The organism is Thermostilla marina (assembly GCF_054657455.1).
This window is the reverse complement of record NZ_BAAHYR010000001.1, coordinates 1,399,288-1,421,046: the sequence shown is the minus strand read 5'-3', so window position 1 is coordinate 1,421,046 and position 21,759 is coordinate 1,399,288. Positions and strand designations below refer to the sequence as shown.

General features: G+C 60.5%; 13 protein-coding genes. 11 read left to right on the top strand and 2 right to left on the bottom strand.

Going from position 1 to position 21,759, the window contains the following annotated elements; all coding sequences use genetic code 11:
* Nucleotides 1–39: 39 nt before the first annotated feature.
* Nucleotides 40–3,240, bottom strand: coding sequence for an outer membrane protein assembly factor BamB family protein (locus ACYQ2I_RS05060; protein WP_460165910.1), 3,201 nt, complete (start codon nucleotides 3,238–3,240; stop codon nucleotides 40–42).
* 806 nt (nucleotides 3,241–4,046) lie between these two features.
* Between ACYQ2I_RS05060 and ACYQ2I_RS05055 the strand changes: the two genes are divergently transcribed.
* From ACYQ2I_RS05055 to ACYQ2I_RS05020, 8 genes are all read left to right on the top strand, one after another.
* The gene (locus ACYQ2I_RS05055; RefSeq protein ID WP_460165909.1) at nucleotides 4,047–4,964 is read left to right on the top strand and encodes an ABC transporter ATP-binding protein; all 918 of its coding nucleotides are present in this window, start codon (nucleotides 4,047–4,049) and stop codon (nucleotides 4,962–4,964) included.
* Nucleotides 4,948–6,843: an ABC transporter permease gene (locus ACYQ2I_RS05050; protein WP_460165908.1), complete on the top strand. Its 1,896-nt coding sequence runs from the start codon at nucleotides 4,948–4,950 to the stop codon at nucleotides 6,841–6,843. Before ACYQ2I_RS05055 ends, ACYQ2I_RS05050 begins: the two co-directional genes overlap by 17 nt.
* Complete coding sequence (locus tag ACYQ2I_RS05045) at nucleotides 6,840–8,987, top strand: hypothetical protein (RefSeq protein WP_460165907.1); 2,148 nt, start codon at nucleotides 6,840–6,842, stop codon at nucleotides 8,985–8,987. The genes ACYQ2I_RS05050 and ACYQ2I_RS05045 overlap by 4 nt, the downstream gene beginning before the upstream one ends.
* Nucleotides 8,988–9,208: 221 nt before the next feature.
* The gene (locus tag ACYQ2I_RS05040) at nucleotides 9,209–10,132 is read left to right on the top strand and encodes a FliM/FliN family flagellar motor switch protein (protein WP_460165906.1); all 924 of its coding nucleotides are present in this window, start codon (nucleotides 9,209–9,211) and stop codon (nucleotides 10,130–10,132) included.
* Nucleotides 10,133–10,316: 184 nt separating this feature from the next.
* Nucleotides 10,317–10,922: an anthranilate synthase component II gene (locus tag ACYQ2I_RS05035; RefSeq protein ID WP_460165905.1), complete on the top strand. Its 606-nt coding sequence runs from the start codon at nucleotides 10,317–10,319 to the stop codon at nucleotides 10,920–10,922.
* Nucleotides 10,919–12,658 (top strand): apolipoprotein N-acyltransferase, encoded by a 1,740-nt coding sequence (lnt, locus tag ACYQ2I_RS05030; protein ID WP_460165904.1) that lies wholly within the window; start codon nucleotides 10,919–10,921, stop codon nucleotides 12,656–12,658. Before ACYQ2I_RS05035 ends, lnt begins: the two co-directional genes overlap by 4 nt.
* Nucleotides 12,659–13,015: 357 nt before the next feature.
* The gene (locus tag ACYQ2I_RS05025; RefSeq protein ID WP_460165903.1) at nucleotides 13,016–13,891 is read left to right on the top strand and encodes a hypothetical protein; all 876 of its coding nucleotides are present in this window, start codon (nucleotides 13,016–13,018) and stop codon (nucleotides 13,889–13,891) included.
* Nucleotides 13,872–14,105 (top strand): hypothetical protein, encoded by a 234-nt coding sequence (locus ACYQ2I_RS05020; RefSeq protein ID WP_460165902.1) that lies wholly within the window; start codon nucleotides 13,872–13,874, stop codon nucleotides 14,103–14,105. Before ACYQ2I_RS05025 ends, ACYQ2I_RS05020 begins: the two co-directional genes overlap by 20 nt.
* A 123-nt stretch (nucleotides 14,106–14,228) precedes the next feature.
* On the opposite strand, the gene ACYQ2I_RS05015 is transcribed toward ACYQ2I_RS05020, so the two are convergent.
* Nucleotides 14,229–15,083, bottom strand: a complete 855-nt coding sequence (locus tag ACYQ2I_RS05015) for a zinc ribbon domain-containing protein (protein WP_460165901.1) — start codon at nucleotides 15,081–15,083, stop codon at nucleotides 14,229–14,231.
* Nucleotides 15,084–15,477: 394 nt separating this feature from the next.
* On the opposite strand from ACYQ2I_RS05015, the gene ACYQ2I_RS05010 reads away from it, so the two are divergent.
* The 3 genes from ACYQ2I_RS05010 to ACYQ2I_RS05000 all read left to right on the top strand — a co-directional run bounded on the left by ACYQ2I_RS05010 (nucleotide 15,478) and on the right by ACYQ2I_RS05000 (nucleotide 21,741).
* Nucleotides 15,478–16,368 (top strand): GntR family transcriptional regulator, encoded by an 891-nt coding sequence (locus tag ACYQ2I_RS05010; RefSeq protein WP_460165900.1) that lies wholly within the window; start codon nucleotides 15,478–15,480, stop codon nucleotides 16,366–16,368.
* 244 nt (nucleotides 16,369–16,612) lie between these two features.
* The gene (locus tag ACYQ2I_RS05005; protein WP_460165899.1) at nucleotides 16,613–19,447 is read left to right on the top strand and encodes a DUF5703 domain-containing protein; all 2,835 of its coding nucleotides are present in this window, start codon (nucleotides 16,613–16,615) and stop codon (nucleotides 19,445–19,447) included.
* Between the two features lie 155 nt (nucleotides 19,448–19,602).
* The gene (locus ACYQ2I_RS05000; protein ID WP_460165898.1) at nucleotides 19,603–21,741 is read left to right on the top strand and encodes a GDSL-type esterase/lipase family protein; all 2,139 of its coding nucleotides are present in this window, start codon (nucleotides 19,603–19,605) and stop codon (nucleotides 21,739–21,741) included.
* Nucleotides 21,742–21,759: the final 18 nt, after the last annotated feature.

Here is a 21,759-nt window from a genome sequence, read left to right as displayed (position 1 = left end):
TTGTCGCCGCAAGAAGCGTTGCTCCGTCACGAGCCTTCGCTACTGAAGGCAGCGGATCGTGCCGTCTTCACAAGCGACGAATGCACGGTTTCCGGAAACGATCAGACCGTCCCAGGCCGGTCTCCAATCGAGCGTTTGACTCCACAGCACCGAACCGTCGGCCGCCGAGACGGCGTACAATTCGGCACCGCCGTGCAGAAGCTCAAATTGCTCCTTGATCTTTTCCCCGGCAACCGACGACGGCAATTGTTCGAACACGGCCGGATCGTCGTACAGCCGTTTCGGACCGGCAATCAGAATCGTATCGCCGGCCTTGACCATCGCCCGCACGAAGATCGGCGAATCGACCGCCCACAGCTGTTCGAACTTGTCTTGGGGCTTCTTGCCGCGTTTTCCGGACGAAGCCTCATTCGCCTCGACCACCTTGACGGCATACAGGCGGTACAGGAACGCCGATCCCCATCCGTATTGCGTTCGTCCGAAACCGTAGACGATATCGTCGTCGACGACCATGATGCGGCCGGAAGGATTCTGATTGCCGGTGGAACCAAAACCGCCGGGACCTCCGGCGAATCCGGTTCCGTACACCCAAAAGGCCCGATGGAACCAACTGTCGTCGAGCAAGCCGTTGGGCGCGAAGATATGCCGCTGCGCGCCGTCGGCTTCCCGCAGCGAGGTATCCAAGGTCAGCGACCGCATGTACAATCGGTCCCCCTTGGCCGAGAAGATCTCGGGCTTTGCCGCTTTGGTGTTCAAGCCCGACAACGCCTGATCGTCGCTGTCGCGGTTCTCCCGCACGCGCACATCGCCCGAAACCGGATCGACGGCGTACAAGAACACGCCGTCGTCGATGAAGGCCGTCCGGCCCGCCGCGGCGTACACCAAACCGTCGTGCACCAAGACAGCGCCGTGCACCGGCCAGACGGACTCAGGCCGGTCATAAGCAACGATCTGTTCGTCGGTCGGTGCCAAACGCCGCCGCCACACGAGCGTCCCGTCTTCGGCAATCAGGCAGTACAACCAGCCGTCGGTCGCCCCGAAGATCGCCAGGTCGATCGTTTTTCCGTCCTTGGCGAGGCGGACGATGGTCGGCGACGAATCGACGCATCCGCCGACCGCCTTTTCCCACAACAGTTTACCGCTTTGCGCATCGAGCGCCGCCACCGCGCAGCGATCGAGCACGGCAGTAAACACGCGTCCTCCGGCGACGACGGGCGTCGACAATTTCTTGCCCAACGGCGTCCGCCAAACAGTTTTCGGGGCATCGCCGAGCGTGCTCTCGGTCGCACCGCTGCGTTCCGCATCGTGCCGGAAGGTAGCCCATTCCTCGGCAGGCACGCCTTGCACCTCGGCACCACGGACGGCCTCGTATGCCGGCCCCGGTTCGAAATCGTCTCGGAACACGAGCTTCGTGCGGTCGACCGCCGGTGCCAACGCTGCGAAGCCGTTCGGCTTGGCCTCGGGGAAGCAATTGCACGGGTCGGGGGCGATATAAATCATGCCGTTGGCGGGCATGAAGCCGTACCCGCACGCGCTGCGGATCCAATGGTTGTTGTCGATCTTGTCGCCGGTATAGCTGATGACGTTGATCCCCACCTTGGAAAGCAACAGATAATCTTCGGTCGCTTTACCGGGATAACAACGATGATGGAACCCGTGCTGGTAATCGACGGGAAATTCCCGCACGACCTCGCCGGTGTGCAAATCCAAGCCGCGCAGGATGGCAGCCGACGTCTTCGTCGAGTGCGGGGCCCACACCAAGCCTTGGGCGATGATCAAGTCTTCGGGACTCCGATAGCCGGAAGGCGGATGGGCCGCCGTCCACAGTTTTCGACCGTCGATCGCCGAAAACGCCGTCATCGTATCGTCGGCCCCCGTCTTGATCCCGGGCGCCGCCCAATCCATGTTTTCGCCCCCGGCAAACACGACGACGTCGTCGTACACGACCAACGATGCGCCGAACCAACCGTGAAACTCTTGCCAAACGGGCACAGGCTCGCTTCGCCACAGTTGTTTCCCGGTAGCCAGGTCGCAAGCCACGATGCACTCGCCGTCGTGGAAGTAGACTCGCTTGCCGTCGGTCGCCAGGCTCAACGGTGCAAAATGTCCGTCGAGATGCCAGCGTTCCTCCCCCGAATCGCGATCGTAGACCACCAGCCGCCGGTCCGCGTGCAGCCACAACGGCGACATGACGCTGTCGGCGAGTTTCGCCAAATAGGGGAACTTCGTGACGCGGTAATCGACGAATTCCCATTTTTCTTCGTCGGTGTCTTCGTAGGGACTCTTCCCCGTCAACCGGATCGCCAGCAAAGTGTCGCCCTCGACGAGGATCTCTTCCGTCCGCTCCGAGCCGACGAAGGTACGGACCGTCTCACCGCTTGCCGCATCGAGTTGTTCGACCGGCGCCTCGATCCCCAACGTGACATAAACTGCGTCACCGACGGCAACCAATCGCCGCGGCAACGTTGCCGGCATGCTTTTCAGCGGCCATAGATTCGGCGCCCATTGGTCGATCTTGCGTTCCCACAATCGCACACCGCTGAAGGCATCGCGGGCGATCAATTTCCAATCCGGGGGCAGGAGAATGGATGCCCGGGAACCCTCGTCGAAGATGTAGAACAACCGGCCGCCGGCGGTCACCATTGCATTCAGGCTGGTCAAATGATCGTGGTGACGGGATTTTTCCGGCCCCGCTTTCCATTTCAGCGTCCGAGGCGAATCGACCACGTGATCTTGGGCCACCTTGCGATTGGTCGGATCATGCAGGTAGTGAGTCCATTCGTCGATCGCTTGGGGAACCGGTTTTTCGAAAACGACCTCCCAATCGCCCGCCTTTTCTTTCAACAACAGGCCCCGCGGGGCGAGAATCCGTTCGATCTCGGCTTGGGAAACCGCCGTGCTCCACGACGCCGAAGCCATCACGACGTTGACGACGCCGTCGGCATAGGGAAGCCGATTCGACGCCCCCGCCACGACGGTCACTCGGCCGTACAACCCTTTCGCGAGAAGATCTTGCCTTGCCTTTTCGCACGCGTCGGGTTGCTCGACGATCTGAAGCAGCACGCCCGGCCGCGAAGCCGCAGCCGCCGCCGATCGACCGCCGTCGTATCCCAATTGGACGACGAACCCTTGCAGCCGCTCCACGGGGAAACGTGCCTCCGCACGCGCGGCTTCGCACGCCCCCAACATCACCACGGTCAGAAGGGCCCAGATCACCCGTCGTTGCACCGTCGATCGCATCGTCACTCTCCTTTCGAAACACACCACCGAACCGGAGTTTCCGTCACCCGGCGCGGCGGTGAACACATCCCTTTCCTACGGCCGTCGCTTTTGACAACCGCGACTTTGGAGCCTTCGCGAGGCTTCCGACCGATCATGACCAAAGGAACACGATAGTTCGGAACCCCGGCGGTTGCACGCCCTTTACATGGTCACGACCGAGGACAACGCACATCGGGGAAGCGACCGACTCGGCGTGGCCAGGATCCACGGCTTGGAAACAACGGGATTCGGCCCTGCCGAGGGCGCTTTTCGTCGTTTTAATCCGCATATCTTGCCCAATCGGCCATCCCACGCGTCGTTTTCTCGTGCGAGAGGTCTGCCCACTGTTGCATTCTGCTGGAACCACACGCGACGGGGGAGTAGGATGAAGTTTCCCACCGGTTCGCGTGCTAGCGCGTCGATGCTGCCGGTTCCTCGCACAGCATCCCGCCTTTTCGGTGAACCGGTCGGAGAACTCGTCTTCGGGAGCTGCTGCGGTGCCGTTGGTGCCGCACGACCGTGGTGCATCGGCCGGCGACGGCTTCGGCTGCTCTTGCCGATACGTCGTATTCGACGGTGTCGGGGTGACTTGAATGTGCGCAAGTATCGCAGTACAGACAAGTTGAGAGGACACAGATCCTCTCGAACCGATCCGCGGTCATCCCCGTAGCGAGTCACACACGGAGCACATTCGCGAAGCGTCACCCCCTCAACAGAGGGATGCCGAAAGTACGTGATCGAAACCGCGCACTTCGCGACCAAACCAAGTCCACGAGGTTTACGGCATGGCAACGGCTCAAGCGAAAGAAGTGGTCGTCGAAACTCGGGGCCTGACGAAGGTTTACCGAGATTTTTGGGGCCGCCAAAAAGTCCGTGCATTGAAGGCTCTCGATCTCGAAATCTACCGCGGGGAGGTGTTCGGGCTGTTGGGGCCGAACGGCTCGGGCAAGACGACCACCATGAAATTGCTCTTGGGACTGTTGTTCCCCACCAGCGGCGACGTGTTCGTCTTCGGGAAGCCGGCTTCGGATGTCCGCAAGAACGAGCGGATCGGCTATTTGCCTGAAGAGTCGTACCTATATCGCTTTCTGAACGCGGAAGAGATCCTCGACTTTTACGGCCGATTGTTCAAGATTCCGCATGCCGTTCGTCGCCAGCGGGTGGCCGACCTGATCGAGATGGTCGAGCTCACGTGGGCCAAGCGACGGGCGCTCAAAGAATACTCCAAAGGGATGGCCCGCCGTATCGGGTTGGCCCAGGCGCTTATCAACGATCCCGAATTGATCCTGCTCGACGAGCCGACTTCGGGGCTGGATCCCATCGGCACGCGCAAGATGAAAGACTTGATCCTCAAGCTGCGGGATCAAGGGAAAACGATCATTTTGTGCAGCCATCTTTTGGCCGATGTGCAAGATGTCTGCGACCGCATCGGCATCCTGTTCCAGGGCGAATTGAAAGAATTGGGCCGCGTCGACAGTCTTTTGGCGCAACGCGACGTCACCGAGATTCGCACGCCGCAACTGTCGCCCGAAGTCGAAGCGGAAATCAAGGCGGTCCTCGAAAAACACGACGTGCCGGTCCTCGCGTGGGGCAATCCCTCGACCACGCTCGAGGAGTTGTTCCTGACGATCATCCGGGAAAGCGAGGCCCATCCCGGTCGACGTGTCCATGGGAGAAGCTCGGAAAATGCCGATCGAACATAGTATTCCCGACTTTCTACCGTGGTTGCCTCAAGCGTTGCTCCACTGCGGCGGCGCAATCCTGGCCGTGTTCGGCTTCATGCTGATCACCGGCTGGATTTGGGCGACGTTGTACCGATCCGGGAACGTCCGAGCCGGAACGATGCGCATCGTGTCGATCCTGCGCGATGCCGTCGAGGATGTGGCATTCATCTCGCCGCGACGGGTAGGAGCGGTCGTGCGCTTGGTCGCCCTCGAATCGCTGCGCAACTGGGTTCTCCTCGTTTTCTTACTGTTTGCGGCGATTCTCTTGTTTGCCGGGTGGTTCTTGGACCCCAAAAGCAGTGAGCCCGCCCGCTTGTATTTGAATTTCGTCTTCTCGACGACATCGTACTTGATCCTCTTGTTGATGCTGCTGTTGACCGTCTTCAGCATCCCCAACGACATCCGGCGACATACGATTTATACCGTCGTCACGAAACCCTTGCGGATGTCGGAATTGGTCCTCGGCCGCTTCCTCGGTTTTGTGGCGGTCGGCACGGTCTTGTTGGCCCTGATGGGCACGGTCAGTTACCTCTTCGTCCTTCAGGGACTACAGCATACGCACGTCTTGACCGCCGACGATCTCCATCCGGTCGACGGCGACACGCAGGCGTTGGAAGGTTACACGCAAGAAACGCGAGGCCACAAGCATCGTGTATACATCGATGCCGACGGTAACGCCGTGGTCGATTCGGCCGCGGGACATACCCACGTGGTGACGGTCACCGACGACGGACGTTACGTGGTCAGCGGACCGCGGAACCAGCTCGTTGCACGCGTCCCCTTGTACGGCGACATTTCTTTCCGCGGCCGACAAGGCACCGACCAAAAGAAGGGCCTCAGCGTCGGTGAAGAGTGGGAATACCGCAGCTACATCGAAGGCGGTACCGAAGGTGCCATCATCTGGACCTTCGACAACATGCGGAGTCGAAACTTCCCCGGGGACGCGATCCCGGTGGAGATGAACATCAGCATTTTCCGCACGCACAAAGGCCGGATCGATCGCGGGGTGATGGGAAGCTTGGCGGTCCGCAATCCCGAAACCGGCTTGACCGTGGAAATGCCCGCCTTCGAGGCCAAAGAATTCCAAATCTACGAAACGGCCATCCCGAAGAAGTTCGTCCAAAACGACGAAGGACGCAACTTCACCAGCGCCCGCGTCATCCAGCGAACGGGTGTCGATCCGAAAACGGGTCAAATGTACCAAGATCCGAAGTCGGTCGACTTGTCGTCGGCGCAAAAGACCGAATTCGACCTGATGGAAGATCTCGTCTCATCCGACGGAAAGGTCGAAATCTGGTTGCGATGTCTCGAATCGGGACAGTATTTCGGTGCTGCGCAGGCCGACTTGTACCTTCGTGTGGGCGATCGCCCCTTCTGGCTGAATTTCATCAAGGGCTACGCCGGAATCTGGTTCCAGATGACGTTGATCATCGGATTCGGCGTGATGTTCAGCACGTTCCTGTCGGCGCCGATCGCCATCCTGGCGACCAGCGGCGTCATGATCGGCGGTTTGTTCCATGATTTCCTGGTCGAAATCGGCATGCACCCGAAATACGGCGGCGGCCCGGTCGAATCGCTGATCCGCATCGTGACTCAGGCCAACATGGTTTCCGACCTGGCCGACTCGCCCGGCGTGAACCTGGCCAAAGCGCTCGACCGCGCCTTGGAGTGGTGGTTACTTCAGCTTTCGCACGTGATTCCCCCCTTGCCGCGGTTCGGGCTCGGTGACTTCGTCGCCTACGGATACAACATCCCGGGCAACATCATCGCCGTCGACATCACCACGATCGTCGCCTTTTCCGTCGTGCTGTTGTTGGTCGGTTACTTCTTCATGAGAACGCGAGAGGTGGCGGCATGAGGACGCGCCAACAGGTATTCAGCCGCATTATCGTTTACCTCGTGTTGATCGGGCTGATGCTCGGCTTGGTGGCTTTCTTGGCGTTACCCTCGACCCAAGCACGTCCGGGGCACAAGGGCTCGCCCGGCGGTCTCATCACGCAAATGCGGGCAAAGGAAGGGCTTTCCGAAAGTCAACTCGGCAAGCTCGACCCGGCCAGCGAAGGTGCCAAGTTGGCTACCTTCGGTCTGCGCGGCGTGGCCGTGAATGTCTTGTGGCTGAAAGCCCAAAACTTCAAGAAGAAAAAAGACTGGGCCAACGCGATGGCCACGATCAACCAGTTGATGCTCTTGGAACCGCACTTCGTGGCCGTTTGGCGATTCTTGGGCTGGGACATCTCGTACAACTACTCGGTCGAATTCGACGACTACCGCGAACGGTTCCGTTGGGTCATTCGCGGGGCCGAATTCTTGCGCGAAGGAATTCGCTACAACGAAAAGGAACCGCTCATTTATCGAGACGTCGGCTGGACCTACGCCTACAAGATCGGCAACGCCGACGAAAAGAAGGAATTTCGACGGTTGTTCACCGATCCCGAAGACCCGTACAACGTCCACCATGGTGAACCGCCGCGCGACAATTGGCTGGTGGGCAAAGATTGGTTCGCCAAATCAGAGAAGATCGTCGACGAAGGCGCTTTCCTGCGGGCGGGACCGCTGGTGTTCTACAAGAACCGCCCCATGGCCCAAATGAACTACGCCAAGGTGATCGAAGAAGAAGGGACCTTCGGCGACAAGGCCCGCTGGGCCTGGAAAACGGCCTACTCCGACTGGGTCGAAGACTACGGCCGACGCGAGTTCACCGCCGGACGCGAGCAAGAAACCATTCGCCTTGACGACAAAGAACGCATCCTACGCGAAATCGCCGATTTGGCGGCACAAATCGACGCGTTGGAACCGGGACTCCGCGAGTCGATGATCGAAGAACGTAAGGCACAGCTTTCGCCCGCCGAAAAGCTCGCCTTGTCGATCCCACCTGCTCAGCGGACCGAGGCGCAAGCCGAAGCCGCTTACGAGGCCGAACGCAAGATCAAAGTGACGCACGAACAGGTCGCCCGTCGCATCAAGGATGCGAAAAAGCGGGAACAAGCCCTGGAACTGGCCCAAAAGGCGCAGGACCTGGAACGAATCGCCGAGCTGATCGAGTTGGAACGCAGCATCGTGGCGTACAACTCGTGGAAGCTCAAAGCGGCCGTGGAACAAACCAACGACGCCATCGCCGCGCGAGAGGAACTGTATCTCGCCCGACAAGCGTACATCGGCAACGAACCGTATCGTGCGAAGGAACATTTCTTCCGGGCGGCCGACCACTGGAAGGCGGTTATCGACAACTTCACCGACGCCGATCTGCTGCATGACTCGAGTTGGGCCGACGAAATGGCCGAATTCACCAACCGCGGCGTCAAGATTCTCGAAGCCATCGACGAAGTCTTCCCGCCCGATTATCCGCTGGCGCCGATCCTGCGGGAAAAGGTCGTTTGGATGCCGCTTTACCGCGACGCGCGCGAGGTCATGCTCAAGGCCGAAACCGCCTACGCTGCGAACGATTTCGCCCGGGCGAAGACCGCTTACGAAGAAGGCTTCGACCGCTGGTATGAAGTACTCGATGCCGTTCCTGCGTTGCAACTGCTCGCCGATCCGGTGACCGTCGACGAACTGAACGGCTACATCGAGCACTACGACGACATTCTGGCGCGTGAGGGACAATTCTTCCCGCAAGAGTTCAAGCTGGAAAGCTTCATCCACACGCAAGTCGTCCATTCGCCGCACATGCTCGAAGCCAAGTTGGCCAAGGTACGGGCAAACAGTATCCTCGTTCAATCCGATTCCGAGGAATCGCTGGCGGAAGCTCGCAAGCAATTGGAAAACGCAGTAACCGAACTGCGGGCGTTGTTGGACGAATACCCCAGCCTCCTGCGATTGTCGGACCGGTTGGCGGCAGCCGAAATCGCCGAAACGATTCAGCACTATCAAATGTTGCTGGTTCGGTTGGGCAAACCGATGCCCGAGGACTTCCCGCTTAAGGATTTCTTGGCAACCACCCTGCCGGAGCTGCAAAAAGAGTTGTCCGAAGGCGTTTCGTCCGACGCGACGGGTTCGCCGTAGCGGCACTTTTCCTTCACGGCCTTCACCCACGGGCGTCGCGCACGGCGCCCATTTTTTCTGCGTACCCCACTCCACCTAAACCACCAACTCAGCGCGTTAGACGATTGCGCAAATATTTCGGATTACATAAAGTTTGCCGATCTCCGGGGCCGATAAGGGAGAATGACGAAGTCGGACGTTGCGCGATATCCGTGTTTCCTAAGCAATGACGGCAAGCCAGGATGAGCCTTTCCGCCGATACCGCTGCCAAGATCGTCGAAGCGTGCACGGAAGGTGCCGAAGAAATCGCCGGTGCTTTGAGTCGGGCGTTGGATGCCGAGTGCTCCTCGGTCGTCCCGGGTGAACCCGGGGTGTATTCGCCCGACAACGCGGAGGCCTTCGCGGGTACCGCTCTGGTGGTAGCCTTGCTGGTCGGCGACACAGCCGCTTTGGTCGTCATCCCCCAAGCCTCCGGTATTCTGCCGGAGTGGGCGGCTCATCCAGACCCGACCGGCGAATCGAAGTTGGCTACCCTGGGCCAGGAACTCGGCCTGCTGGTTCTCCCCCCGGACTTGATGGCGACCGATTTCAAGTCGGTCTACGTCGAGGACCTTCGCGCGGCGATCCAAAAGGCCGGGGTCGTCGACGGTGCCGGGCTGGTGCCGTTGGTCGTTCAAACCGGCGGAAAAGAAACCACGCTGTACGTCCTCGTCCCCGCCAACACCCCGAGCAACCTTTGGGGCGCGTCCCCGAAACCCGCTCCCGCCGCAGCCCCGACAAGCCCGTCGCCTGCACCGCCGAAACCGCAACCCGCCCCAGCGACCGGCGGCCGACAACGTCGCATCGGCTCCGTTCGCGAATTGCCGTTGTTCACACAAAGCCTGCTGCGGGTGAAAGTGCCCGTCATGGTAACGCTGGCAGAGGTTCGCCAACCGCTCTCCCAGATCCTACAACTTGCCCCGGGAGCCATCTTGCAATTCTCGAAGTCGTGCGAAGAACCGTTGGATCTCCAAGTCGGCAATCGCACGATCGCCCGCGGTGAAGCCGTCAAGGTCGGCGACAAGTTCGGACTCCGCATTCAAGAGATCGTCCTTCCCGAGGAGCGTTTCATCTCGCTGCGTCCACGGAAGAAGACGACCGCCACGATCACCCCGGCACCGCGGTGAGCGCGGGTTTCGCAGGCTGGCCGCTGGACATTGCCGGGCTTCCGTCTATTCGCCACGACAGGTGGGATGTAAACTAGCGGTTTTAGGCGGCATGGCACCCCCTCGCATTCGAGGTAGGCTTTGCCCCTCTCCGCTGCCGCCCGCACGGCGTTCATTTTCCTTCACGATCGGGTACGATGGATCCATGATTCTGGTCGTCGACAACTACGATTCGTTCACGTACAACCTCGTTCAACGTCTGGGTGAGATCGATCCGGCGCTGGAAATCGAGGTCCATCGCAACGACAAAATCTCCGTCGACGAGATCGAGGCCAAGCAGCCGACGCACTTGATCATTTCGCCGGGCCCGTGTACGCCGGACGATGCCGGCATCTCGATGGAATGCGCCCGCCGCTTTGCGGGAAAAATTCCCGTTTTGGGCGTGTGTCTCGGGCACCAGTCGATCGCACAGGCCTTCGGCGCCAAGATCGTGCGCGCGTCGCGTTTGATGCACGGCAAGACCGACATGATCCATCACGACGGCCGAGTCCTCTTCGAGGGCGTCGAGAACCCGTTCCAGGCCACGCGGTATCATTCGTTGATCGTCCAGCCCGACACGCTGCCGGAAGACTTCGTCGTCAACGCCTGGAGTGAGACACCGGACGGCGAGCGGGAAATCATGGGCATTCGGCACAAACGCTTTCCGCTGTTCGGGCTCCAGTTCCATCCCGAAAGCTTCTTGACGCACGTGGGACATCAACTCCTCGAACAGTTCCTCAAACAATCGGCCCCCGCCGCCGCAACCGGATGACGTCGCCTGCGAAGCCTCGCGAATCCGCCGCCCCCTCGGGCTCCGCCGCCCGCCGCGTCGAAATCGACGTTGCGCCGCAGCGGAATCGGGTTCCGTCGATCTTGCTTGCCGCCGGCGGTTGTTTGTTGTATTGGGCGGCCTTGCCGCCGTTGAATCTCGCGCACCTGGTTTGGGCGGCTCCCGTTCCGTGGATCGTCCTTGCCTTGCGCCGTGCGCCGAAGCGGCGCGAATACATCGGGATTTGGTCCGCATCGTTCGTGTTTTGGCTGGCGACGCTGCATTGGCTTCGGTTTCCACACTGGGCCACGGCACTCGGCGGCGTGCTGCTTTCGGCGTACCTCGCCTGTTACCTGCCGGTGTTCGTCGCCCTGTTGCGGGTCGTCGTCGATCGCACACAAATTCCCGTACCGGCGGCCGCAGGTGTGCTTTGGACGGCATTGGATGTGGCCCGGGCCTATCTGCTGACAGGATTCAGCATGGGAGCTTTGCCCCATGCCCTCTATCGGCAACCGTTGTGGATCCAAACGGCCGATTTGATCGGCGAACAGGGCTTGGGAGGCGTGATCGTCGCCTTGGCCGCCGGGTCGGCGCTGGCACTGCGACCGGGCGAATCGCGACGACGCCGGATCGTCGCATTAGCCGCTACGTCCGCCGGGTTCGCCCTTCTTGCAGCTTACGGCTTGGCGCGTATGAACTCGGTCGAATCGGCCGACACCGGCCCGACGTATCACATCGCGTTGATTCAAGGTTCGGCCGATATCGTGCTGGATCCGCCGCCCGGGCGACGCCTGGAAATTCATCGCGAGTATATGAACCTGACCGCCGAAGCCGTCGCGCATTCGCCGCAGCCCGATCTGGTCATTTGGCCCGAAACGGTCTACGGCAACTTCTTGTACGACTACGGCGACGATCTGACACCGCCCCAGGAATGGAACGAGCCCGCGGAATCGTTTCCCGATCGCATCCGAGGTCTCAAACGCAGCAGTCTACGCGACCTCACGCAGTTTGCCGACCAGGCCGAGACGTCTCTTTTGTTAGGACTGGAGACGGTATATGTCGACGGCGGTCGGATGCGGTTTTTCAACTCGGCGGCCTTCGTTCGCCGCAACCCGGACGGCACGGCGACTTACGTCGGCCGCTACGACAAGCGCCACCTCGTATTGTTCGGGGAATACATTCCGCTGGTCAAACACCTCCCCTGGTTGCAGGACTTCAGCCCGCTGAGCACCAGCACGACGCCCGGCACCCACGCCAGGGCGTTCGAGCTCCCGCCGCCGGCTGACGTCGATGAAGAATCGCCACCGCTGCGGGTCGCCCCGAACATCTGTTACGAAAGCGTCTTGTCGAGGGTCATTCGAGACCAACTGGCCGAACTTCGCGGAAAGAATCGCGACCCCGATGTTCTGGTGAATTTGACCAACGACGGCTGGTTCTTCGGTTCGAGCGAACTCGATCTTCATCTGGCATGCGGGGTCTTCCGCGCCATCGAAACTCGCAAACCGTTCTTGATCGCGGCCAATACGGGCATTTCGGCCGCCCTGACCCCTTCCGGTCGCATCATGGCCGAGGGCCCCCGACGGGCCCCAAAAGTGATCCAAGCAACCGTCCGCCGAAACACATCCCATTCGCTGTATGCTACATTTGGGTGGGTAGAATCCGCGCTTTGCGTCGCGATGGCAATCGGGATTGGAATCTTCGGCATGGTTTCCCGCCACAAGAGAAACCACGCCCCCTGATAGCGGGATAATCGCTATGGTGGCGCGAGCGCGACCCCGGCTGCCCGAGCGCGTCAAAATCGACACGTTCGGTGTGAACGATCCAGTCGGAGAAACACGACGCGAGGAGGTTTTCCTAGCCTTCCTAACCTCTCCAGCAGATGGTGTTTCTGTTTGACAGGGCAATTTGGGAGAGATTATACTAAGCCCATGACCTTCGGGAGTTTGCCGCTTTTTCGGGCGGCGGCTCTCGGCCGATGAGTCTTTTCGGACGCTCAGTTCGACTTGTCGACCGAAACGCCGGCGGAGGAGCTTCGCCGGAATCGTCTTCGACTCAAGTCGACTGTTGATTTCTAGTCGCAGGAAAAGGTCCATCCTATGAACCTGATCGGCAAGATTTTTGTCGTTCTCATCTTCGTGATGAGCTTGGTGTTCATGTCGTTTGCCGTCGCGGTCTATTCCGCGCACACGAACTGGCGCGACGTCGTCGAGAATGCACCAGGCAACGTCTCTCCCGACAAGCCGTTGGGCCTGAAGTACCAGCTCCAGGACGCCCGCAAGGAAGTCCAAGAGCTGCAAGCGCAGCTCGACAAGCTGACGAAGCGTCTTCAGGCCGAAGGCGACAGCATGCGGCAACAACTCGCCAAGCTGCAAACCGAACGCGACGAACTGAAGCGCGAACTCGACCAGCGCACGGCCGAATTGGCCACGCTGACTCAGCAAGAGCGCGACGCCGTCGCGGCCATGAAACAAGCCCACGACACGCTGGCCGCTCGAACGGCCGAGGTTACCGACCTGCGAAACAAGCTTCAGGCGGCCCAGCAAGCCCAGGCTCAAGCGTTCAATACGTTGGTCGTTCGTACCGACGAATTGCATCAAACGGCCAACGAGCTGCGTCTGTTGAAAGAGAAATCGGCGACCTTGGCAGCCGATTTCGCGAAGGCCAAGGCGGTCCTCGAAAAGTTCGACCTGAAGCCCGAGCCTGAACTGTACAACGAGGTTGCCCCGCGAGTGGACGGCGTCGTCGTCGCCACGCCCGGCAACGGCCTGATCGAAATCTCGATCGGTGCCGACGACGGCCTCATCAAGGGCCATCGCCTCGAGGTGTACCGCATGGCAAACGGCCAAAGCAAGTATCTCGGACGGGTCGAAGTCATCCGCACGACCGCCGACCGTGCCGTGTGCCAGGTGTTGCCGGAATTCAGCCGTGGTCAGATGGAAGAAGGAGATCGCGTTGCGAGCAAACTCAACTAAGCGAACCCGCAGAGGGGCGGCCGACATTTACGCCGTATTGCTTGCAATCGCCTTGTTCGCAATCATCATCGGCTGCGTGTTCCTGTACCTGGAAACGGCCGATTACGGCAGTCCGCCCTATCCCAAAGGCGGCGTAACCGTCCAAGCACAACCGGACGTGATCGCTCCCCCGTTTTGGCGATCGGGAACGCCGTCACCGGTCCGGACAACCTGATCGGCTTCCCGACGAAAGAGAAGTCCTTTCGAAATTCTCACTCGGACGATTCGCGTCCGAGTTTTTCTTTGCGCCCACGCGGCCCCCGAACACGCCGCGCAATTTCAAGAGGAACGTCGCACGTCAAAAATCATCCCGCCGCCAGCTTCGAGGATCGTCTCGTTCACGTCGCGGGGCGAATTCATCGTCACGCCTCGGCACGCCGAAGGTATCGTCGCTGAAATATCGCGGATCGGCCGGGTACTTCTTCAAGTAGTCGTTGACCGTCGCCTCGATCCAGCGGCGTTCGTCTTCGTTTCGACACGGAATCCGGACCGTGCCGCCCTCGTACACCAGCTCGAGATTGGGAGTGAACACATTCATCGCCTGGGCGGCATTCCGGTGAGCCTGCTGAACCATCTGCGCCATCGACACGCGACGCACCTTTTGGACCTTTTCGCGGGGAACACGCTTGGTCCTGCGGAAAAGCAACACACTCGTTCGAATCACGACGACCGCCGGATCGAAATAGATGTCTCGCTTCAAGAACGAAACGACGATCGCCCCGCCGAGCATACCGAACCCGACCAGCCAAAACGGAATTGAAAAACAGGCAAATGCGATGTTTTCGGGTTTCAGGCCGTCGCCGAAAAAGATTCCCAAGGCCCCCAACGTCCAAAAGGTGACAAACCCCAGCCAGAACAACGAGAACAAAAAGATGCCGATCTGCGGCCCGAATACCCCGGTCGCCGGCACGCGCAACAAGAGTTTTTCGTTGTCCTGCTGAATCTGAATTCTCGCATCGTAGGGTCGCTCGGGCGGCGTCTTGGCCTCGTCCCCCTCGTCGCCGTATTCCGGCTTTGCGTGCGCAGCCGCCACGGAGGCCAACTCGGGAACGACGAACACCTCGTCACAGGGACGACAACGAGCCCAGCCGGTGTCGAGGCTCACGTCCTCCGAGGGGACCGTTTGATGACAACGGGGACAAACGACTTTCATCGACGATTTCCTCCCTTTGCGGGAATAAACGTCCGACTCGTCGGCGCTTTTCGCTTCCGGAGGGCCGATCTTTTCACGCTGCCATCATCTTCGGTCGATGCGGGGAAAACAACTCCCCCAAGACAACTCAGACCTGTCCCCCCAGATGTAGCGATCCCCCTTCCGAAAACCTGCATGCCCGTGATACGATAGGCGTTAAGGTTTCTGCTCCACAGCGACCTCAAAGCGGCACCGGTGCATCTCTTTTTTTCGGTGTCCGACCGCCGTGCGCCTTGTCTATTGTCGACAATGCTAATATTGTGACATACAGAGGATGTCTCATCTTTTCACGAAACGGTAACGGGTTGGGAACGTGCCCGGCGGCCGCGTTCCGGAACCGGAGGGAGGTTTTTTCATGCCGCAAGCGGGGAATGCCTCGAGTCTGTCGGATTACATTCGGGAAGACCTCCGGCGCTGTATCGTCTCGGAAAACGGTCCTCCATGCAAGCTTACTTTGCCCGCTCTGGCCGCCCATTACGGCGTCAGCGTCACTCCGGTGCGCACGGCGGTGTGCGACCTGATTGAGGAAGGGTTGCTCGTCAAGCAACCAAACGGGCGGCTTACGTGTCGGCCCGGCAAACCACCGGCCGACGCTGCCGAGATCACCGAGTTGGCCCCCCCGCGGACCTCGGCCGACTGGGACCGCGTGCTGGTCAAAGAGGTCATGCTCGCCAGCCTCCAGCAGCACCCGGTGTATCTGCGTGAAGAAGCCCTGGCTGCCAAATACTCGGCAGGCCGGTCGGTCATCCGGCAGACACTCAACCGACTTGCCGGGGCGCAACTGATCGAGCACATGCCGCGGCGAGGTTGGGTCGTCCATCCGTTGCAGGAGGACGACATTCGGGCGTACCTCGAAATCCGCGAATCGCTCGAATTGAAGGCGCTCGACCTGGCCCGTCCCCACCTGATCGAGGCCGATCTTCAAGAGATGCTCGAAGGCAACCGCGAGGTACCGCCCGGCGAACCGCAACCGCTCGACAACCGGCTGCACGCCTACCTGATCGAAAAATCGCAAAATCGCTACATTCGCAACTTTTTCCGTCAGTACACGGCGACCTACTACACGGCCGTGTTTGATTACGCAGCCCCGGAAACCGACGTGGTCACGATGGTGGCGGGCCAACACCGGGCGATTTTGCGGGCACTGATCGCCAAGCAATGGGACGAAGCGCGGCACGTGCTGGCCGAACATATCTGGTCGCAACAACCGATTCTCAAAAACCTGCTGGCATCGCGCCGCGGTTGAACGTCGATCGGCCGTTTCCGGTCGATCAGCGGCGTTTGCCTTCCTTGTTGCCGACGCGATTCGGCAGTCACGCGGAAAAAGCCGCTAGCGGTTTTCGATTTCGACGCAAACGGGTCGGCTCCGCGGCTTCACGTTTGCCGTTGTAAAGGTGCGAAGTACAATCGCAGCGAACGATCCGTCTTCTGTTCCCGCCTCAGCGGCTCGCCGTCTTCCCCACACCGACGATTCCACGGAGCGTCTTTCCATGCGTTACCTTCTTGCAATCTCGACGTTCGTGTTGTGCCTCGTGCCGGTTGTCTCGTCGGCGAACGGCCCGCAGTCGAGTTCATCCGCCGTCGCCCGGTACAACGTGATATGGCATTCCCCCTCGACCGATCCTTCGGGCCAGATGCCGATCGGCAACGGCGACATTGCAGCGGGCGTCTATGCCCTCGAAGACGGTTCGCTGTACCTGCTCCTCTCCAAGAATGACGCTTACACGTACAACGGCGACCTGTTCAAAACGGGACGTGTCCGAATCGACCTCGAACCGAACCCTTTCCAAAAAGGCAAACCGTTCATCCAAACGCTCGATTTGCCGACCGGTTCGATTCGCATCGAAGCCGACGGCGTGACCTTTCGCGTGTGGGCCGATGCGAACAAGCCCGTTTACCACGTTGAAATTCATTCTCCGCAACCGCTTCGCGTGCGGGCACAACCCGAGTTCTGGCAACGCTTCGACAGTTGCCTGTATAACGTCACCTCGGAACCGATCGATCCGCCCACGCAAGACGTTTGCGTGCAGCGTGACGGGCACATCGTGTGGTACTACGCGGTCGGCGATCGAAGCGTGTACCCGACCGAACTTGCCTTTTACGACGTTCCGCAGATGGCCGAAGTCGTCCCCGATCCCTACCGTTTCAACACGTTCGGCAATCTGTTGGAAAGCCCGAACCTGACGCTCGAAAACGACGCGTTGCACGGCGAAGGCACCGATTTCGATATTCGAATTCACGCCCTGACGAAGAAAGCGCCACGTGCCGAAGACTGGATCGCCGCGATCGAGGCCCAAGCGAAGCGACCGATCGACACCGCCGCCGATTGGAAATCGCACTGCCGCTTCTGGGAAACGTTCTGGGGTCGATCGTGGATCATGGCGAGCGACAACACGCTGCCGCGGGAGCTGCGGGAAAAATTCGACGGCGAAGGATACACGTCATATCGCACCGAGCCCGACGGCGCCGCGCTGGCATCGCAGGCATTCAACGTCTTCCGGTACCTGATGGCCTGTCAAAGTCGCGGATCCGTGCAAACGAAGTTCAACGGCGGTCTCTTCACGCAACCCTTGCGTTATGCGAGCCGACCGCGTATCCCCGCTGTGCAGCAACCCGACGGCACGTGGCTCAGCCACGAAGATGCCCGGTTGTGGGGAAGGCGTTTTACGTTCCAGAATCAACGTCTTCTTTATTGGCCGCTCTTGGCCTCGGGTGATTTCGACTTGATGCAACCGTTTTTCCGGTACTACTTCCGCCTGTTGCCGATCCGCAAGGCGATCACGAAAGCATGGTTCGGCCACGAGGGCGCCTACTACCGCGAAAACATCGAGCCGACCGGCGGCGAACGGGATTGCGGCAAGCGCGGCGGCGACCAATCGGAGGCCAAACCGCGAAAAACGCCGCCGGGAGAAAACGACGGCAGCGGCTACTACCACAGCTACTATTTCACCTCGGGCCTCGAAACGACGGCCATGATGATCGACTATTACGCACACACCGGCGACGAGGCGTTTCGCGATACGGTCCTCGTGCCGTTCGCCCGCGAAATCTTGCGATTCTACGAAGCGCATTACCCTCGCGAGCCCGACGGACGGCTGCGACTCGATCCGGCCCAAGTCCTCGAAACGTGGTGGATCGCAGTGAATCCCGCACCGGATGTCGCCGGGTTGCATTATTGCACCGAACGGCTGCTCGCCTTGGGAGTCGGCACCGATGCCGATCGCCGTCGCTGGATGCATCTTCGAGAGCAACTGCCGGATGTCCCCATGCAACAAGTCGACGGGAAACCGGCGTTGGCACCGGCCGCTTCGTGGGAGCTGCAACACAACCATGAAAACGGCGAGCTGTATCCGGCGTTTCCTTTCCGGCTGTTCGGCGTCGCTCAGGGCAACGCCGACATCGTTGCACGAACGATGACGGTTCGCACGGTCAAAGACGGCTTCCGAAACGCGTGTTGGACGCAAGACCAAATCCACTGGGCCTGTGCGGGCGACGCGCACGAAGCCGCCGCCGGGCTGGTGCGTCGTTTCCGAACGGCCTCGCCGCTGTGCCGATTTCCGCTGTACGGCCGCGAGGGGCCCGACTCGTGTCCCGATTTCGATCACTTCGGTTCGGGGTCCGTCGCGCTGGAAAAAATGCTCGTCCAGGAACATGCGGGAAAAATTCATTTGCTCCCGGCGTGGCCGGCTCAATGGGATGTCGATTTCAAGCTGCACGCCGAAGGCAATACGGTCGTCGAGGGTACCGTCGAGAACGGGAAGCTCGTCCGTTGGTCGATCACGCCGCCCGAACGTCGTAAGGACGTCGTCGTACACGAACCGCAGGTCGAGCCGAAGCAGCCGCTGGTTCCCGACAACGCGCATCCGTTCCATATCGGCATGGACGCCTCCGGCGGCAGTCGGTTTTCGGGCAAGATCTTGCGACTGTCCGTCTTCGGGCGTTTGCTGACCGCCGACGAGATTCGGCAATTGGCCGAATCGCCGGCCGACGCACAACCGCGCATCTCGGGCCTTGTCGCCTCGGACGTGGCGCCGAAAGTCGGCGCGGTTCTCGATATTCGCAACGAGGTCTTCCACAAGCCCTTCACGATCGAAGCGATCATTGAACCCGGTGAGAAGGAGTCGGGACGCATTGCCGACAAGGTGACTCCCGGCGGCGCCGACGGATTCTTGTTCGATACCTGGCCGGGCAACAGCTTGCGGGCAATCATCGGACACAACGGCAGAGTCGTCGCCGACGTGCTCACGCCGAAGAAACGGCATCACGTCGCCCTCACGGTTGCCTTCGGCGGATTCACGATCTATCTCGACGGTAAGCCGATGTGACCACCGACCGCGCGGTACTCCTGCCGACGAACACCGCCTTTGCGGCACACGTTCTTTTCTTGTGATCGGCGTGCGCGCCGACTATAACGGCTCGTGCCGAACGATTTTGGTGCGACGTGTTTCGTAAGTTCCCAGCCGGTTGCCGAGGTACGCCGATGGTTTCTCGAATTTCGCCGTCTCGCTGGTTGTCGATCGCAGGCTTACTTGCCGGAGTTCTTTTCCTCCCGGTTCCGTGTTCGGGACAATCGCAGCAGTCCGTTCCGGCCGACTGGATCGAGGCGATGCGGGCGGTCCACGCCCGATGCGAAGGCCGCCCGGGTGTCATCCTCCAGATCGGCGACTCGATCACCGACTCGATGGCGTTCTTTGCTCCTTTGGAATACGCCGCCACGGCGAAGCTGCCTCCCGAAGCCGCCGATGCCCTGCCCGTGCTGCAAAACTACATTCGCAAGGAGTGTTACCGCTGGAAAGGCGGCGAATACGGCAATGCGAGCGGCCAAACAGCCGCTTGGGCGGTTCAACACATCGACGAATGGCTCGAACGACACAAACCCGAATTGGCGATCGTCATGTTCGGCACCAACGACGTCCGACGCGGTTCGGTCGAGCAACACGAAGCGAACCTGCGCACGCTGACCCGGCGTTGTCTCGATCGGGGCGTGGTCGTCATCTTGAGCACTATTCCGCCGATGCACGGACACGACGACGCCGTCCGCCTCGCGGTTGAACGTCAGCGAAAGCTGGCCGAGGAATTCCACCTACCCTTGATCGACTTCTATGCGCATGTCATTCATCGCCGGCCCGACGATTGGGACGGCACGTTGCCTCAATTTGCCGCTTTCGACACTTACGAAGTGCCCACCTTGATCTGCAAAGACGGCGTCCACCCCAGTAACCCGCAGGCATGGCGCAACGACTACACCGCCGAAGGACAACGCCACAGCGGATTCGTGTTGCGCAACTACCTGGCCCTACTCGCCTGCGCCGAGGTGATTCGCACGGTGTTCGACGGGAAGGCGCCCGATCCCCGCATCGAGGCGATCTTGGGCCCCGATCCCTTTTCCCGCAATACAGTTCCCGAAGAAGCCGCCGCGCCGGTCGAAAACGATCCCTTTCGCGTACCCGACTGGTTTCCGAAGGCACCGGCGCTTCCCGCACCCTGGGGGCGAGTCGTCCACGTGCAGCACGCCGCCGAACTGATGAAGGCCGTTCAAGAGGCAACCCCCGAAACGACCATCTTGCTCGCTCCCGGGCGTTACCTGTTGCCGCGAAGTCTTCAGGTCCGTACCGACGGCCTGCAACTGCGGGGCGAAACCGGCAACCGCCAAGACGTGATCCTCGATTTCTCGGCGAGCAGTCATCACGAGGGGGTTACGTTCACGAATTGCCGCGACGTGGTGCTGGCCGACCTGACGATCGAAAACGTCCGCCAAAACGGGATCAAGATCAATTCGAATCTCGATGTCGATCACGTGCTGATCCACAACGTGATTTCACACAACGTGTGGCAACGGCATGTGAAAGGGCCGGGCGTTCCCGACCGCGACGGCAAACCCGATTTCGTCGAGAACTGCACGATCGAGTACTGCCTGTTCGTCAACGACAGACCGAAACGCCCCGGCGACGAGCCGTACGAAGACGAACACCCCGAGCAGTTTCGGTTCAACTACGTGGGCGGCATCGATGCGATGAACGCGCGCGGCTGGATGATCCGGCACAACGTCTTCCGCGGCATCCGCGGTGCAAGCGGCGAAGGTCGCGGCGCCGTCTTCTTGTGGCACAACGCCCAGGATTGCCTGGTCGAAGGCAATCTCGCGATCGATTGCGACTCGGGCATCTGCCTGGGAAATTCGAGCGCACGCGGCGAGCGGCGTCACGCGAACGGCTGCATCGTGCGCAACAACTTCGTCGTCCGATGTTCCGAATCGAACATCTTGGCCGACCATACCCGCGACTGCCGAATCTTGCACAACGCGGTCTTCGATCCCGATAGCAAGAACGGGCGACTACTGCGCATCGTGCACGCAAACGACGGCCTCGAGGTCGCGGGCAACCTGTTTTGCGGGCCGCGAATCGTCGTCGAGTCGGACTCGCCCGTGCAGATTCACGACAACCTCATCGCCGACGTACCGCACTGGTTTCGCAATCCCGTCGAAGGTGATCTGCATCTGACCGCCGCCGCGTCGCAGGCTTTCGACCGTTGCCGAAGACGAGAGGACGTCCTCGACGACTTCGACGGCGCGGAACGCGACGATCCGACGGACATCGGCGCCGACGAATTCGACCGCCCCTGAACGCAACGCGCCGCATCG